Source organism: Comamonas sp. CMM02, assembly GCF_014851485.1.
GTDB lineage: Bacteria > Pseudomonadota > Gammaproteobacteria > Burkholderiales > Burkholderiaceae_C > Comamonas > Comamonas avium.
On sequence record NZ_JACUZW010000001.1, the window covers coordinates 696,216 to 712,076 of the forward strand.

Below are 15,861 nucleotides of genomic sequence, written 5' to 3' on the forward strand. Positions count from 1 at the left end.
GAAATTAGAAATTGAATCCCAGGCGCAGGTGCAGGCGCACCTCCTTGGTCTCTAGGCCGTAGGCCAAATCGGCTTGCAGTGGCCCGACTGGGCTGCGCCATCGAATACCAGTGCCGATACCGACAAATACGGTGTAGATATCCAGCGAGTCAGTCACCGTGCCGGCATCCACAAAGGTGGCGTGCTCCCAGTCAGTGCGATTGCCCGCAATGGTGATTGGGCGCTGCCATTCAATGCTGCCCGATGCCATGTAGCGGCCACCAATCAGCTTGCCATTGTCACTGCGTGCACCAATGCTCTGATAGCTGTAGCCGCGCACTGTGGTGTCGCCACCAGACAGGAACAATTGCGTGATAGGTACCACGGCATCGTCGCGTGCAATCACTGCGCCACCATTGGCTCTGAAGGCCAGGCGACTGCGGCGGTTGGTGGCCTCATCGGTTTTGCTCAGCGGCATGAAGTACAGCCAGCGTGCAGACAGCCGGCTAAAGGGTTCACGGGCAGGGGTGAGCGTGGTGCCGGCACCAACGTCCCAGCCCAGCCCGTAGCCACGTGTGGGATTGGTGGCATTGTTGAAATAACGCCCTGTCCAGCCATAGTTGATGGTGATGGCCGAGCTGGAGGGTGGCGCGCCTGCGCCCTGCGCCTTGGCCATGTCGTACTGCAGATAGTAGGTACGATCAATCTTGTCTTCGCTCTTGCTGCGGCCAGCCGCCAGCGTCACGCTGTTGGCGGTGTAATCGGCCAGCTCTTCGCGAGCGGCTTTGCCACCAAAGAAGTAATTCCAGCCGCTGTAATCAGGCAATGACGCGACGCGGGTAGAAAGCAGCGGGTTCTTCTTGTCCAGCTGCAGCTTGCTTTGCGCGCGCCAGTCCAGATAAGGCACGCGGTTGTGGGTGTGATCGATGGAGAAACGAAAACCTGTGTCGGTGCTCAAGCCCACGCCGTAAATCCATTTTTGCAACTTGGCCTCGCGCACCTGGGCAATGACGGGGGCGTGCACTTCGGTGTCGCCGGGCTGGGCCGCATCCGTTGCCAGCGTCAGAAAGACCGAGTCGTAATAGCCGCTGTTGGCCAAGCGTTGCTGGGCATCGAGCAGTGTGGTCTGGCGATATTCATCACCCACCGGCAACCGCGCCAGACGAATCAAGCCCGAAGGGTTGTAGCGTTCAGCGCCTTCAATGACCAGGGGGCCAAAGTAGTAAGCAGGGCCGGGTTCATACGCCACTTTGAGCTGCGCCTCTTGGGTGTCGGCATCGATGTCTGCACGGCTTTCAGTCAGGCTGGCGGTGGGGTAGCGACGGTTTTGCAGACGGCGGACGCCATCGTTTTTGGCGCTGCTCCATGCGGACTGGCTAAAACGTTCACCGACTGGCAAAGACCAATTGCGGCGAATGCTCTCACGCATGTTCCTGCCTTTGGGATCATCGGCATTGGTGCCGGTAAAGGCGACTTCGGTTTGGGTGACCTTGGTGGGCTCTCCTGGTTCCACTTGCACCACCACCTTGCGTGGCGTGTCGGCATCCTCTGGCGTTTCAATCAACTGCAGCTCAATGGTGGGTGAGAAATAGCCCATGGTGCCCAGAAGGCTGCGGATATTGCCATCAGCTGCGCCAAGCAGGCGGCTGAGTTCATTGCGGCGCAAGTCGCTCAAGCTGCGATAGCGCTGCAACTCCATGTGCTGCAGCAATAACTCGCGCACGTCTTTGGGGGCATCCACTTCCAGCGCAAAGCTGGCGGGAGCGTCATCACCGATTTTGTCTTTGGACAGCAGACTGCAGCCGGACAGCAGCAGTGCGCTGGTTAACAAACATGCCGATTTCCAGAAGGGCTTGTTTGTAGATAAGTGCTTGGGCATGGATTTATTTTGACAGCAGCCTCATGGTTTCTTCCAGACCTTTCAAAGTCAGGGGGTACATGCGACCGCCCATCAACTGGCGAATGACGTCAATACTTTGGCGATATTCCCACACACCCTGGGGTTCTGGATTGATCCATGCATGGTGAGGGAATGCGTTAGTCAGTCTTTGCAGCCACTCAGCGCCCGGCTCATCGTTGTTGTATTCAACGCTGCCGCCTGGTTGCAAGATTTCGTAAGGGCTCATGGTGGCATCACCAACAAATATCAATTTGTAATCTTTGTTGTATTTGCGAATGATGTCCCAGGTGTCGAACTTTTCAGCAAAACGGCGGCGGTTGTTCTTCCACATGAAGTCATACACACAGTTGTGAAAGTAATAGAACTCCAGATGCTTGAACTCGCTTTTGACGGCTGAAAACAGCTCTTCCACGCGCTGAATGTGATCGTCCATGGTGCCGCCCACATCCATGAGCAGCAGCACTTTCACATTGTTGTGGCGCTCGGGCACCATCTTGATGTCCAGCCAGCCAGCGTTGGCCGCTGTGCTGCGGATGGTGTCGGGCAAATCCAGCTCCAGGTTGCTGCCCTGGCGTGCAAATTTGCGCAGGCGGCGCAGGGCCACCTTGATGTTGCGGGTGCCCAGCTCTTGCGTGTCGTCGTAATCGCGGTAGGCGCGCTGCTCCCACACCTTGACGGCGCTGCGGTTTTTACCGGGTCCGCCAATGCGCACGCCTTGCGGGTTGTAGCCGCCGTGCCCAAAGGGGCTGGTGCCACCGGTGCCAATCCATTTGTTACCGCCTTCGTGGCGGCCTTTTTGCTCTTCCAGACGCTTTTTGAGTGTCTCCATGAGCTCATCCCAGCCCATCTTCTCGATAGCTGCCCTTTGCTCAGGTGTCAGCTCTTTGTCCAGCAGCTTGCGCAGCCACTCCTCGGGCAGCTCTTTCTTGAAGTCGGCCACCATTTCCACGCCCTTGAAGTAGGCGGCAAAGGCGCGGTCAAACTTGTCGTAATGCTTTTCGTCCTTGACCAGTGTGGTGCGGGCCAGAAAGTAAAAATCGTCCAGGCTCCAGCCGTCGTCACTGAGCGGGCCGACCACGCCGGCCTGCAGCGCTTCGAGCAGCATCAGGTATTCCTTGACGGAAACGGGCAGCTTTGCAGCGCGCAAGGTGTAGAAAAAATCGATCAGCATGGCAGTGAGAGTTTAAAAACAGAAGCTACAAGCGCTTGAAATTACTTGTTTACAAAGTGATTTGATGCGCAAATTAATTGCTGGTAAGCGCCATATGCTTCAATTTTTCAAGTAAACGATGTTCTGCGGCTGGCCACTCGGCGGCCAGCATGCTGTACATCACAGTGTCGCGCACGCTGCCATCCCAGCGCAGTGCGTGGTGGCGCAATACCCCGTCTTTATGTGCACCCAGGCGCTCAATGGCTTGCTGGCTGCGGGTGTTCAGAATGTCGGTACGCCAGCCCACCACGGCGCAGGACAGCGTTTCAAATGCATGCTGCATCAGCAGCAGCTTGGCGGCAGTGTTGACATGGCTGCGCTGTGCGCTGGCGGCGTACCAGGTGTAGCCAATCTCCAGGCGCTTTACCGCAGGCACGATGTCGTGGTAGCTGCTGGTGCCCAGCAACTTGCCGCTGGCCGCATCCAGTACGGCAAACGGGCAGCGCGTACCCTGGGCTTGCATGTCCAGGGCCTTTTGGATGTAGGCCGTCGCTTCTTCTTGCCTGGGCACCCAGGTGATGCGCAGATTCCACAGTTGGCCATCAGCGGCAGCTTCTTGCAGGCCTGCGGTGTGCAGCAGGCTCAATGGTTCAAGGCAAACACCCCATCCTTGCAATCTGACGGGGGGCGCAAAGGGCGTGCTCGGTTGTGGATCATGCATAGGGGGTAGAGGTCAATCGACCTCGGCTTCTTCGAGTTTGTTTTTGGCTTGCTGGTGGCTGCGCCAGATGCGTGCAATGTGCAAGCCTGCGCCGCCACCCAGGCCGATCATCAAAATGCCGATCATGCCGGAGCCGCTGTAGCCGTCTTCAAAGATGTCGATACCCACCATCTTGCCCAGACCATAGCCAGCCAGTGCGCCGAGCATGAAGCACACCGCGTCGGAAACTCCCTCGAGCAGCATTTTTTGTGCAGAAGCCATGTTTTTTCCCTTAAGCAAAGTCATCAAAACACCGAAGCTACGACAGACGGCATCTTTGCGCATTGGGGCAAGCCTGCAACGCGGCTGTCAGCGCCGTGTCAGCGGTTGCGCTGATTCATGAACACCAGCTTTTCAAACAGGCTCATGTCCTGTTCGTTTTTCAGCAAGGCACCAACCAGTGGCGGCACGGAGACCTTCTGGTCTGGAGACTGCAAGGCCTCCAGCGGAATGTCTTCGGCTACCAGCAGCTTGAGCCAGTCGATCAGCTCGCTGGTCGAAGGTTTTTTCTTCAGGCCCGGCAGGTTGCGCACGTCGTAGAACGTTTTGAGCGCTGCGCTGAGCAAGTCGCCCTTGAGCGTGGGAAAGTGCACCGCCACAATCTGGCGCATGGTGTCTGCTTCAGGAAACTTGATGTAGTGGAAAAAGCAGCGGCGCAGGAAGGCATCGGGCAGCTCTTTTTCGTTGTTGGAGGTAATGAACACCAGCGGGCGGTGCTTGGCGCGGATCATCTCGCGGGTTTCGTAGCAGTAAAACTCCATGCGGTCGATTTCGCGCAGCAAGTCGTTGGGGAACTCGATATCTGCCTTGTCAATCTCGTCGATCAGCAGGGCCACGGGCTCGTCCGCAGTAAACGCCTGCCACAGCACGCCTTTGACGATGTAGTTGCGAATGTCCTGCGTGCGGGCGTCGCCCAGCTGGCTGTCTCGCAGACGTGAGACCGCGTCATATTCGTACAAGCCCTGCTGCGCTTTGGTGGTGGACTTGATGTGCCACTGCAGCAAGGGCATGTCCAAGGCGGCTGCCACCTCTTCGGCAAGCATGGTTTTGCCTGTGCCGGGCTCGCCTTTTACCAGCAGCGGGCGCTGCAGTTTGATGGCGGCATTCACCGCCAGCATCAGATCTTGGGTGGCAACGTAATTGTCAGAACCTTGGAATTTCATGGGCGTGATATCAGCGTAAACATTGATGTGGGTGCTTGACAACTGCTCTGATAATGAATTTTCACGACCAGATCCCAGCTGAACTTTGCAAAGGATTTTGTGCACAAAATGATCAAAACATGGACCACGGTGTTTGCATTGTTTGTCGCTTGTGCGACGTCAACTGCCTCGGCACAGGTTGTGCAGGGAGATATCAAGGCAGGTGAAGGGAAAATTTCCATGTGCATTGGCTGCCATGGTATCGCTGGTTACCAGGCCAGCTTTCCTGAGGTTTACAAGGTGCCGATGATATCGGGGCAGTCTGCAGCATATATTGCTGCGGCGCTGGATGCCTACCGCAAGGGTGATCGCCATCACCCCACCATGCGTGGCGTTGCCGAGTCACTCAGCGATCAGGACATTGCGGATGTGTCTGCCTACTACGAGGCCCACAACCCCGTACGCAAAGATGCCGCACAACCGCATGATCCACCGACGCAGGTGGCCGCCTTGATTGAAAAAGGCGCCTGCTTTACCTGCCATGGTCAAAATTTCTCCAAGCCGATTGACGCAAGCTACCCGAAAGTAGCAGGCCAGCACTCGGACTATCTGCTGGCGGCGCTCAAGTCATACAAAACAGTCAACAACCCCCGGGTTGGTCGCAGCAACGGCATCATGGCGCCAATTGCCCAGCAGTTCAGCAATCAGGAGCTCAAGCTGCTGGCCCACTACATCAGCAAGCTCGATGGGGATTTGAAAACGATTCCTCCAGCGCACTTTCGCTGAGCGCTGCCAATAACAAAAAGGCCCGCTGCAAGCGGGCCTTGTTGTTGTTCGGGGCGTTTAGTCGCGCGTGGCGCGGCGCTGTACGGCAGCTACGTACTGGTCACCATCGGGCGGATGGCCATTGCGCTGGCTGTCGGCCAGCATCTGGCCCAGGCATTCCATGGTTTCGTGGTGTGCGTCGTGCAGTGAGTTGCGCCGTTTGGTCAGCAGCTCCACCGCCTGACGAATGCCGCGGGGCTGGTCTACGCTGCATTGCTCACTGATGGACAGGTGCATGGACAGGTGCAAAAACGGATTGGTGCGATCGGGCTCCAGGTCGTAATTGCGCTTGATGGCCGCCTCTACGTCGTCCAGCTCGGCAAAGTATTCCGGGTGTTCGTCAATCCACAGGCTGGCCAGTGTCTCGATGGCCTCCATCGGCGCGTTATGTAGCATTTTGCTGCGTACGCTACAGAAAAAGCGTCGCACGTCAGCTTGGGTGGGGTTGAAAAGCATGATGGGCGGCAGCGTAGCATGTGCGGCGCAATCCAGTCGCCAAGGTGGCAATAGGGCGCCGGGGTCGGCGTAAGATCGCGCGCTTCAGGTTGGCAGCTCTCGGACATTGGCACATGGATTTTCATACTTGGTTGGCATTTTTCTCGGCGTGCGTTTTCATCGCCATCTCTCCGGGCTCTGGGGCAGTGCTCTCCATGAGCCATGGTCTGGCCTACGGCGTGCGCCAGACTTCGGCCACGATTGGTGGCCTGCAGTTGGGGTTGCTGCTGATTTTGCTGATAGCAGGTGGTGGCGTTGGGGCTGTGCTGATTGCCTCTGACGTTGCCTTTACCGTGGTCAAGGTGCTGGGCGCGGGCTACCTGATTTATCTGGGCTGGAGCCAGTGGCGCAGTGTTGGCAACGGAGTGGATGTGGGGTACTTGCAGGCTGCACCTATGCCCTGGAGGCAGCGTACCCTGGCCGGATTTTTGACCAACGCCACCAACCCCAAGGGCATTATTTTCATGGTGGCTGTATTGCCGCAGTTCTTGAGCCCGGAGCGCGCATTGTGGGTGCAGCTGCTAGTGATGTCTGCGACCTGTCTGGCCGTAGATACCGTGGTGATGCACGGCTACGCCGCCAGCGCCAGTGCGCTGCGCCGCTGGATGCGCAGCAGCGAGGCCATGCGCTGGCAAAACCGCATCTTTGGTGGCTTGCTCATGCTGGTGGGTTTCGGACTGTTCTTTGTGCAGCGTTCGACAAACCAAGGGTAATTCTCGGGATGCCCGGCTTGGGCTAAATCGATAGCTGTCAGCACTTTGTGCATCAGCGCTCATGCCTGATCGGGCTGTCAGTCACCTAGGGTCAACCCCTGTCACAGGACCGACTGACTGCAGCCACAGAGGTTCTTAAATTGAAGGCATGAAAACCTTCAACTCTTATGCCCAGCTGCGCGCCTGTGCAGGCCAGGAAATTGCGGTGACCGACTGGATCACCATTACCCAAGAGCAAGTGAACCTGTTCGCTGACGCAACGGGTGATCACCAGTGGATCCACATCGATCCGGTCAAAGCTGCTCAAGGCCCGTTTGGTGGGCCGATTGCACATGGCTTTCTGTCACTGTCACTGCTGCCTTTGTTTTTTAGCCAGGCAGTGCACATCGAAGGTGCCACGATGGGGGTGAACTATGGCTTGAACAAGGTACGTTTTCCGGCCCCTGTGCCTGTGGGCAGCCGCGTGCGAGCCCGGGTTGGGGTGCAGGCGGTGGAGCCCGTGGGCCCAGACAGCGTGCAAATTACATGGCTGGTGACTGTCGAGCGAGAAGGTGGCGACAAGCCGGTGTGTGTGGCGGAATCACTGTCACGCAGTTACGGCGCCCCGATGGGGGCGTCGATGCTGACTTAACGTGCAGGGTGTCCGTCAGGCGTTAAAAAACCATTTTGGCGCCAGGCTTCAAACACGGTGACAGCCACGGCGTTAGACAGGTTCAGGCTGCGCTGGCCTTCCAGCATGGGCAGGCGTAGGCGCTGTGCCGTGGGGAAAAACTCACGCACTTCGGGTGCAAGGCCGCGTGTTTCACAACCGAACACAAACCAGTCGCCCGGTTGGAACTGCAGCGAATGGGCAGGCTGGCTGCCATGCGTGGTCATGGCAAACATGCGTTCTTGCGCAGGTTGCATGGTTTGCAGAAAATTTTGCCAGCTGGCATGGCGACGCACGCTGGTGTACTCGTGGTAGTCCAGCCCAGCGCGGCGCATGTGGCGGTCTTCCATGGAAAAGCCCAGGGGCTCAATCAGGTGCAACTGGCAGCCGGTGTTGGCTGCCAGGCGAATGATGTTGCCTGTATTCGGTGGAATCTCAGGCTCTACAAGAACGATATGGAACATGGCGGCGTATTGTCCGCTTTTGGGCTTGTCCCTGGCGGTGTTTATGGTGTCCGGGCCATGCACAGTACTTGAATCTGACGGGCGCCAGCTTGCAGCAAACAGTGGCTGGCTGCGGTGAGTGTGGCGCCAGTGGTCATTACGTCATCAATCAACAGAACTTTTTTACCCTGAATGTGGTGGCGCTGCGCAGTGTCAATGGTGAAGGCGTTGCGCAAATTACGCAGACGCTGTGCGCGGGTTGAGCCACTTTGGGCCATTGCGTGGTGCGTGCGTGCCAGGCAATGGAGCTGGTGCTTGTGACTTTTGAAAGCCTGGGCCAGCAGCGCCGCCTGGTTGTAGCCGCGTTCACGCATGCGTTCTTTGGATAAGGGGATGGGGACCAGTACATCAGCGGCATTGATAGCGGCCTGAATGCGTGCGTCCTGCAGCATCCAGTGTGCTGCGTAGCGGGCCAGAGCGGGCTGCTGTCCAAATTTCCAGCGTGAAATCAAGTTGTTCCATGGATAGTGGTAGTCCATCCATGCGTGTGCTTCATGCCATGCAGGAGGGTGCCGCAGGCATGCGCCGCAGCGCGGCCGCTCGGGGCCAACGCCTGGCAGAGCCAATGCACAGCCTGTACAGCGAAATGGTGCATGGGTGGCAAAACGCTGCCAGCAGTCGGGACACAGCACATCCTGGCTTGGCCATGCGTGGCATGCCAGACACTGACTGGGTAAGGCACGGAGCCATTTCACAGGATGGGATAGCCATGTTGGCCAACGCAGAGGCATGAAATCAATATACTGCCGCGGCACCTGCCGTTGCCATGCCGTGTGGCGGCGGGGTTGCTAGTTGAGTTTGCACTTCCATGTCTGAGCACTTGCCCCCCACCATTGATCCCATCGCTGCTGCACGCTGGCAACAGGCTGCACCGGCCCAGTCGCCGTGGCTGCATGAAGAGGTGGGCCGCCGGATGGAGGCGCGTTTGCAGTGGATTTGCCGCACCCCCGGTACATGGTGCGACTGGCAGCCCGTGCGCGGTGGCATGCAGGTGCATGCAGCTTTGGCACAACGCTATCCGCAGGCGCAATGCTATGTGGTCGAGCCCGTGCCGCGCATGCAGACTGTTGCCCAGGAGCAGTGGGCCAAGCCATGGTGGAGCCCCTCACGCTGGGGTGGTGCCAAGACTTTGATGGAGATGCCGGCCGCCGGTAGCGTGGATATGTTGTGGGCCAACATGCTGCTGCACAACCAGGCACAGCCTGTGCAAATGCTCAAGCAGTGGCATGAAGCTTTGGCTGTAGATGGCTTTGTGATGTTTTCGTGTCTGGGGCCAGATACCGCCAAAGAAATGCGTGCCCTGTATGAGCGCATGGGCTGGCCAGCAGCCGGGCATAGCTTTACCGATATGCACGACTGGGGAGACATGCTGGTGCAGGCAGGCTTTGCAGAGCCTGTGATGGATATGGAAACCATTACGCTGACTTTTGCCAGCCCCGAGCGCTTGCTGCAAGAGCTGCGTGAGCTGGGCTGCAACTTGCATCCCCAGCGTTTTTCGGGCTTGCGTGGCCGCGCATGGTTGGCACAGTTGCACGCTGCCATGGGCGAGCATTTGCGTGTCGATCACAGCGAGGGGCAACTGGCCTTGTCCTTTGAGCTGGTTTATGGCCATGCGTTTAAACCTGTTCCACGTGTGGCAGTGGACAGTGAAAGTTCGGTCTCTTTAGACCAGATGCGCAGCATGCTCAAGCAGGGCAGGGAGCAGGGTTTGCGATAGGCGAAAAGCCTTTTTTGCTGCATTGATTTAACGCAAAGCGCACTACAATTTTTTCAAACTACTGATAGCAAGCACGGCCCTGGAGCGCGGATTTGGGCAGTGCAAAGCCAACGGCCCAGCGGTCGTCAGGGGAGAAAAAATTGGTGTGTCGCTATGCCTTGCAGACAGGCTGGACCGCAAAGCCTGGGTCAGTCTCTCGTGTTTTTTTGTTGTTGCATCTCGCGTACCAGCGTGCATGCAGTTGGCGATTTCATTCATCGTTTTTTGCGCGGCATCCTACAGGGCACCGTTGCAGCGATGTCTTCTCCTGCTTGAAACCCCTGTATGCGCTGGCGCTGCATCCCTGCAAACTGCATGCAGGGCAGTTGGGTGCAGTGTGCCAGGCACCTTGATTTTTGCTTTCTTCGCAAGACTTCGCACGGCACTGTAATGGCAGGCGGGCAACGGAATCCCGGAGGCTCAGACGCAAGTGAGAAATATGAAAAGCAGTATCTTTCAACTGGTTTCTCTGTGTACGGCTGCAACAGCATGGCTGGCCAGTACCGCGCATGCAGTGCAAGACTTGCCCGGTGGCCCAGCCGTCAAACAGCTGAACTTGCACCCGCCGGTCACGCGCATTGCCCAGGAGCAGCACTTTCTGCACTGGATGATGCTGGCCATCTGCGTAGTGATCTTTGTGGCTGTATTTGCGGTGATGTTCTATTCCATCTGGAAGCATCGCAAATCCCAGGGTGCCAAGGCTGCCAACTTCCACGAATCAGCGACGGTAGAGGTCATCTGGACGGTGATTCCCTTCATCATCGTGATCTTGATGGCGCTGCCCGCTACCAAGGTGCTGGTGGCGCAAAAAGATACCACCAACGCCGAGCTGACCATCAAGGTCACGGGCTATCAGTGGAAGTGGGGGTACGACTACCTCAAAGGCCCGGGCGAGGGGCTGAGCTTCCTGTCCACCATCGACAGCAGCCACCGTGCAATGTCCAGCAGCGGTGATGTGAGCAATGCACCCAATGATTATTTGCTGCGGGTAGACAACCCGCTGGTAGTGCCAGTGGGCAAGAAGGTGCGCATCATCACCACGGCCAATGATGTGATCCATAGTTTCATGGTGCCGGCTTTCGGTATCAAGCAAGACGCGATTCCTGGCTTTGTACGTGATACATGGTTCAAGGCAGACAAACCGGGTGATTACTACGGACAGTGCGCAGAGCTGTGCGGAAAAGAGCACGCCTACATGCCGATTCATGTGAAGGTGCTGGACAGCGGCCCTTATGCAGCATGGGTGGATGAACAGCTCAAGCTGGCAGCGGCCAAAAAAGATGACCCAACCAAAGAATGGAAGCTCGATGAACTGGTTGCGCGTGGCGCAAAGGTTTACGCAGCCAACTGTGCGGCGTGTCATCAGGCCAGTGGCAAGGGCGCAGGGGCTATCAAGGCGCTGGATGGCAGCGCGCTGGTACGTGGCTCTCTGGCTGAACCCATGCATGTGGTGCTGGAAGGGCGTGCGAATGGGGCCATGCCATCCTGGAAGCAACTGAGCGATGTAGAGCTGGCCGCCGTGCTGACCTATGTGAAAAACAATTGGAGCAACCAGACGGGGCAATTGATTCAGCCTGCGCAGTTCACCCAGGCGCGCAAGGGCAGCTTTCCTGAAGGTGGTGCACCTGCTGCGGCCACTGAGCCAGCGCCAGCTTCTGCAGCGCCTGCGCCAGACACTGCTTTACCCGTCAGTGCGGGTGGCATGCCTTACCAGGTTTTCTTTGCCACCGGCCAAAGTGCGCTGGATGACAAATCAAAGGCGACCGTGCAGCAAGCCGTGCAGTGGCTGCAAAGCAATGACAGCGTCAAGATTGCGCTGTCAGGTTATGTCGATGCCACCGGCAGCGCTGATGTGAATGCGGAACTTGCCAAGCAGCGTGCCCAGGCAGTGGCCAAGGCGCTGACAGATGCGGGCGTGGCCGCTGAACGTATTGAGCTGCGCAAGCCGCAAACCATTACCGACAGCGCTGGTGCCAACGAGCAGGCACGCCGTGTAGATATCGTGGCTGCGCAGTGAGCGCAATGCAAAACAGAGATAGGGAGCCCCGCACATGAGCGCCATTTACCCACCTTCTCACGACCAGACCACACATGGTGATCACCACCATGATCATCACCACGCCACGCCCACGGGCTGGCGCCGCTGGCTGTACGCCACCAACCACAAAGACATTGGCACGCTGTACCTGCTGTTCAGCTTCACCATGCTGATGATTGGTGGAGTGCTGGCGCTGTTGATTCGTGCAGAGCTGTTTCAGCCCGGCTTGCAGTTGGTCAACCCAGAGCTGTTCAATCAATTGACCACCATGCACGGTCTGATCATGGTGTTTGGCGCCATCATGCCGGCCTTTGTGGGCTTCGCCAACTGGATGCTGCCTCTGCAAATCGGCGCATCAGACATGGCTTTTGCCCGTATGAATAATTTCAGTTTCTGGCTGATGGTGCCTGCGGGCCTGATGCTGGTGGGCTCGTTCTTCATGCCCGGTGGTGCACCGGCTGCGGGCTGGACGCTGTATGCCCCCCTGACGCTGCAGATGGGGCCATCCATGGACACCAGCATCTTTGCGATGCACATCATGGGTGCCAGCTCCATCATGGGGTCGATCAACATCATCGTCACCATCTTGAACATGCGCGCGCCCGGCATGACGCTGATGAAGATGCCCATGTTCGCCTGGACATGGCTGATCACGGCCTACCTGTTGATTGCCGTCATGCCCGTGCTGGCAGGCGCTATCACCATGACGCTGACAGATCGCCACTTTGGCACCAGCTTCTTCAACCCTGCAGGGGGTGGTGACCCGGTGATGTACCAGCACATCTTCTGGTTCTTTGGCCATCCAGAGGTCTACATCATGATCTTGCCGGCCTTCGGCATCGTCAGCCAGATCGTGCCGGCATTCAGCCGTAAAAAACTGTTCGGCTATGCCTCCATGGTGTATGCCACCAGCTCGATTGCCATTTTGAGCTTCATCGTGTGGGCGCATCACATGTTCACCACGGGCATGCCGGTGACTGGCCAGCTGTTTTTCATGTATTCCACCATGTTGATCTCGGTGCCCACGGCCGTGAAGATTTTCAACTGGGTAGCCACCATGTGGCGCGGCTCCATGACGTTTGAGACGCCCATGCTGTTCTCGGTGGGCTTTATCTTTGTGTTCACCATGGGTGGCTTTACCGGGCTGATCTTGTCCATGGCCCCCATTGATATTCAGTTGCAGGACACCTACTACGTCGTCGCGCACTTTCACTATGTGCTGGTGGCTGGTTCGCTGTTTTCCATGTTTGCGGCGTATTACTACTGGTCGCCGAAATGGACGGGCGTGATGTATTCCGAGCGACGTGGGCAGATCCACTTCTGGGGTTCGCTGATCTTCTTCAACATCACTTTCTTTCCCATGCACTTCCTGGGTCTGGCCGGTATGCCACGCCGCTATGCCGACTATCCCATGCAGTTCGCCGACTTCAACGCGGTAGCCTCTATAGGCGCATTTGGATTTGGCTTGATGCAGGTGTATTTCTTCCTGGCCGTTGTAGTGCCCGCAATGCGTGGCAAAGGGGAAAAAGCACCGCAAAAACCATGGGAAGCGGCAGAAGGTCTGGAGTGGGAAGTGCCTTCGCCTGCCCCATTTCATACCTTTGAAACACCTCCTAAATTGGATAGCACCGCAACCCGCGTGATTGGATAAACCATGATTCACCCTAAACACAGCAACTCCATGCCTGGCCGTACAGAAGCCTGGCAACTGCAGCGCCAGCGCAATACGCGCATGGCCCTGGTGCTGGCGTCTATCGCCGTCGTGTTCTTTGTGGGATTTGTGGCCAAGATGGCATTGTTGGGCGGCTAAGGCACGCACAGCCATGAATCCACGCAAGCGCAGCGCCAACTTTCAAATGGTCACCAAACTGCTGGTGATCACTGTGGGAATGTTTGCCTTTGGCTATGCGTTGATTCCCATCTACAAGCATGTGTGTGAGGCGCTGGGCATCAACATTCTCACCATCTCCGAGCGGCAGGTGCCGGGCAACGGAGCGGTGGGAAAGCTGCCCACTAATACGCAGGTAGACACCACCCGCACGATCACGGTGGAGTTTGATGCCAATGCGCGAGGCCCATGGGATTTCAAACCCGAGATACGCTCTTTGCAGGTCCACCCCGGTGAGCTGGCGACGGTGATGTATGAGTTTCAAAACATCCAAAACCGTGCCATGGCAGCGCAGGCCATCCCAAGCTATGCGCCTCGCCAGGCTGCACCGCATTTTGTGAAGATGGAGTGTTTTTGCTTTAACCAGTACGAGCTGCAGCCCGGCGAGAAAAAGGAGTGGCCTGTAGCGTTTGTGATCGATCCTCGGCTGCCTAAGGACGTGACCACCATCACGCTGAGCTACACCTTCTTTGAAGTGGGTGGCAAGGTGCCTGCGGCACCGACAGCAGCGCTGCAGCAGCCAGCACAAGGAGGTGCGTCTTGAGTGAACAGCAATCCTCTCGTAAACCGTCGCTGTTGCGCACCATCAAGGCGATGGCCTGGGCCTTTCTGGGTGTGCGCAAAGGCAGCGAGTGGCGCAGTGATTCGGCGCAGATGACCCCGCTGCTGGTCGTCAGTGTGGGGCTGGTGGCAATTTTTGTATTTGTGTTGTTGTTGATCGGTATTGTCAATTGGGTGGTCTAGCGCGCAGCGCTGGATCGAAACGCTATGTTTGAGACGAGTGATGACAGGAGCTGACATGGGTACACCGCACACTGCAAGCACCCCGTACTATTTTGTACCTGCTGAATCAGGTCACCCCATCTGGGCCGCTGCCGGACTGTTTTTTGTCATTCTGGGCGCGGGCATGTGGGTCAATGGCCACCAGTGGGGCATGTGGAGTTTCTTCTTTGGCCTGACATGGTGGCTGGTGGTGCTGTTTCGCTGGTTCCGTGAAGCAGCGCAGGAGAGCGAGCGTGGCTTGTTCGGTCGCAAGATTGACCTGTCTTACCGCTGGAGCATGAGCTGGTTCATCTTCTCGGAAGTCATGTTCTTTGGCGCATTCTTTACTGCCCTGTGGTGGGGCCGTGCGCACTCTGTGCCAGCCTTGGGCAGTCTGGAAAACTCATTGCTGTGGCCCGGTTTTAGTGCCGTGTGGCCCAGCGTCATGCCGGGTGCCACGGCTGCACCTGGTGGCATGGTTGAGGCGTTTCAAACCGTAGGGCCGTTCTGGCTGCCCACCATCAACACTGCATTGCTGCTGACTTCGGGCGTTACGCTCACCATTGCCCACCATGCACTGCGGCTGGGTCAGCGGGCTAAAACGATTGGTTTCATGTGGGTGACGGTGCTGCTGGGTATCACGTTCTTGTGCGTGCAAGGCTACGAGTACTACCACCTGTATACGGATTTGAACCTCAAGCTCAACTCCGGCATCTTTGGCTCCACCTTCTACTTGCTCACAGGCTTTCACGGTTTCCACGTGTTTGTGGGCATGCTGATGCTGCTCTTTATTACCTTGCGCTTGCAAAAAGGCCACTTCACGGCAGAGCACCATTTCGGCTTTGAAGGGGCCGCCTGGTACTGGCACTTTGTAGACGTGGTGTGGCTGGGCCTGTACATACTGGTGTACTGGATGTGAATGCGGTCAGGGCCTGCGCCCTGATGGCTGGCAAGGAACATGGTTTGAATAAAAGAGAGCTGTTAGCGCTTATCAGTACTTATTTTCAATATGAAATCATTTTGAAAACAAGTGTGTGTAAGCGTTGCGAGCTCTCTTTTTTATTTCACTTGCCAACCGGCAAGCCTGTGGGCTGGATGTACCCCAGCTTCCACGCCAGCAGCAGGCACAGAAACAAAACCACCGACAGCACAATCCGCCAAGTGAGCGCACGTGCCATGTTCTTGCTGCGTGCCGCATCGTGTTCGGCATCACTTTTGCGCAGCATAAAAAATCCTGCCGCAGCAAGGCTGACAAGAATGGCCAAAAAGAAAAGGGCGATGGCGTATGTCATGCCGTCCAT

General features: G+C 57.2%; 19 protein-coding genes. 10 read left to right on the top strand and 9 right to left on the bottom strand.

The genetic code is table 11. The annotated features are described in order from the left end of the window. Window positions 1–4: 4 nt before the first annotated feature. The 5 genes from IB213_RS03185 to IB213_RS03205 all read right to left on the bottom strand — a co-directional run bounded on the left by IB213_RS03185 (window position 5) and on the right by IB213_RS03205 (window position 4,952). Window positions 5–1,858, bottom strand: coding sequence for an autotransporter assembly complex family protein (locus tag IB213_RS03185; RefSeq protein ID WP_191723400.1), 1,854 nt, complete (start codon window positions 1,856–1,858; stop codon window positions 5–7). Between the two features lie 4 nt (window positions 1,859–1,862). Further along, window positions 1,863–3,050, bottom strand: coding sequence for a VWA domain-containing protein (locus IB213_RS03190; protein WP_192405372.1), 1,188 nt, complete (start codon window positions 3,048–3,050; stop codon window positions 1,863–1,865). A gap of 73 nt (window positions 3,051–3,123) precedes the next feature. Next, entirely contained in the window at window positions 3,124–3,750 is a 627-nt protein-coding gene (locus tag IB213_RS03195) for a GNAT family N-acetyltransferase (protein WP_192405373.1), read from the bottom strand. Between the two features lie 12 nt (window positions 3,751–3,762). After that, entirely contained in the window at window positions 3,763–4,011 is a 249-nt protein-coding gene (locus tag IB213_RS03200; protein ID WP_191723403.1) for a hypothetical protein, read from the bottom strand. A 98-nt stretch (window positions 4,012–4,109) separates the two neighbouring features. Further along, the gene (locus IB213_RS03205) at window positions 4,110–4,952 is read right to left on the bottom strand and encodes a MoxR family ATPase (protein WP_191723404.1); all 843 of its coding nucleotides are present in this window, start codon (window positions 4,950–4,952) and stop codon (window positions 4,110–4,112) included. Window positions 4,953–5,060: 108 nt separating this feature from the next. Between IB213_RS03205 and IB213_RS03210 the strand changes: the two genes are divergently transcribed. Continuing rightward, window positions 5,061–5,717 (top strand): c-type cytochrome, encoded by a 657-nt coding sequence (locus IB213_RS03210; RefSeq protein ID WP_192405374.1) that lies wholly within the window; start codon window positions 5,061–5,063, stop codon window positions 5,715–5,717. 57 nt (window positions 5,718–5,774) lie between these two features. Here IB213_RS03210 and IB213_RS03215 read toward each other — a convergent pair whose 3' ends face one another. Further along, window positions 5,775–6,212, bottom strand: a complete 438-nt coding sequence (locus IB213_RS03215; protein WP_191723406.1) for a DUF1841 family protein — start codon at window positions 6,210–6,212, stop codon at window positions 5,775–5,777. A 113-nt stretch (window positions 6,213–6,325) separates the two neighbouring features. Here IB213_RS03215 and IB213_RS03220 point away from each other — a divergent pair, with 113 nt between their 5' ends. Continuing rightward, complete coding sequence (locus tag IB213_RS03220; protein ID WP_191723407.1) at window positions 6,326–6,964, top strand: LysE family translocator; 639 nt, start codon at window positions 6,326–6,328, stop codon at window positions 6,962–6,964. Window positions 6,965–7,112: 148 nt separating this feature from the next. Beyond that, entirely contained in the window at window positions 7,113–7,595 is a 483-nt protein-coding gene (locus IB213_RS03225; protein WP_191723408.1) for a MaoC family dehydratase, read from the top strand. Here IB213_RS03225 and trmL read toward each other — a convergent pair. Both trmL and IB213_RS03235 read right to left on the bottom strand, forming a co-directional pair. Next, a complete protein-coding gene (trmL, locus tag IB213_RS03230; RefSeq protein ID WP_192405375.1) occupies window positions 7,592–8,077 on the bottom strand; it encodes a tRNA (uridine(34)/cytosine(34)/5-carboxymethylaminomethyluridine(34)-2'-O)-methyltransferase TrmL in 486 nt (161 codons plus the stop codon). The two genes, IB213_RS03225 and trmL, sit on opposite strands and share 4 nt — an antisense overlap. Window positions 8,078–8,118: 41 nt before the next feature. Continuing rightward, entirely contained in the window at window positions 8,119–8,595 is a 477-nt protein-coding gene (locus IB213_RS03235) for a ComF family protein (protein ID WP_192405376.1), read from the bottom strand. A gap of 329 nt (window positions 8,596–8,924) precedes the next feature. On the opposite strand from IB213_RS03235, the gene IB213_RS03240 reads away from it, so the two are divergent. From IB213_RS03240 to IB213_RS03270, 7 genes are all read left to right on the top strand, one after another. Next, window positions 8,925–9,833 carry a class I SAM-dependent methyltransferase gene (locus IB213_RS03240; protein ID WP_191723411.1) on the top strand — a complete coding sequence of 303 codons (909 nt, stop codon included), beginning with the start codon at window positions 8,925–8,927 and terminating at the stop codon, window positions 9,831–9,833. A 478-nt stretch (window positions 9,834–10,311) separates the two neighbouring features. Beyond that, window positions 10,312–11,889 (top strand): cytochrome c oxidase subunit II, encoded by a 1,578-nt coding sequence (gene coxB / locus IB213_RS03245; RefSeq protein ID WP_191723412.1) that lies wholly within the window; start codon window positions 10,312–10,314, stop codon window positions 11,887–11,889. 34 nt (window positions 11,890–11,923) lie between these two features. Beyond that, the gene (ctaD, locus tag IB213_RS03250) at window positions 11,924–13,561 is read left to right on the top strand and encodes a cytochrome c oxidase subunit I (RefSeq protein ID WP_192405377.1); all 1,638 of its coding nucleotides are present in this window, start codon (window positions 11,924–11,926) and stop codon (window positions 13,559–13,561) included. A 3-nt stretch (window positions 13,562–13,564) separates the two neighbouring features. Then, window positions 13,565–13,720 (top strand): cytochrome oxidase small assembly protein, encoded by a 156-nt coding sequence (locus tag IB213_RS03255; RefSeq protein ID WP_191723694.1) that lies wholly within the window; start codon window positions 13,565–13,567, stop codon window positions 13,718–13,720. 13 nt (window positions 13,721–13,733) lie between these two features. Next, a complete protein-coding gene (locus tag IB213_RS03260) occupies window positions 13,734–14,342 on the top strand; it encodes a cytochrome c oxidase assembly protein (RefSeq protein WP_191723414.1) in 609 nt (202 codons plus the stop codon). After that, window positions 14,339–14,542, top strand: a complete 204-nt coding sequence (locus IB213_RS03265; protein ID WP_225214139.1) for a DUF2970 domain-containing protein — start codon at window positions 14,339–14,341, stop codon at window positions 14,540–14,542. The genes IB213_RS03260 and IB213_RS03265 overlap by 4 nt, the downstream gene beginning before the upstream one ends. A 55-nt stretch (window positions 14,543–14,597) precedes the next feature. Next, window positions 14,598–15,479 (top strand): cytochrome c oxidase subunit 3, encoded by an 882-nt coding sequence (locus tag IB213_RS03270; protein ID WP_191723415.1) that lies wholly within the window; start codon window positions 14,598–14,600, stop codon window positions 15,477–15,479. A 145-nt stretch (window positions 15,480–15,624) separates the two neighbouring features. Here the strand turns inward: IB213_RS03270 and IB213_RS03275 are convergent, their stop codons facing one another. Next, a complete protein-coding gene (locus IB213_RS03275) occupies window positions 15,625–15,852 on the bottom strand; it encodes a twin transmembrane helix small protein (protein WP_370551148.1) in 228 nt (75 codons plus the stop codon). Window positions 15,853–15,861: the final 9 nt, after the last annotated feature.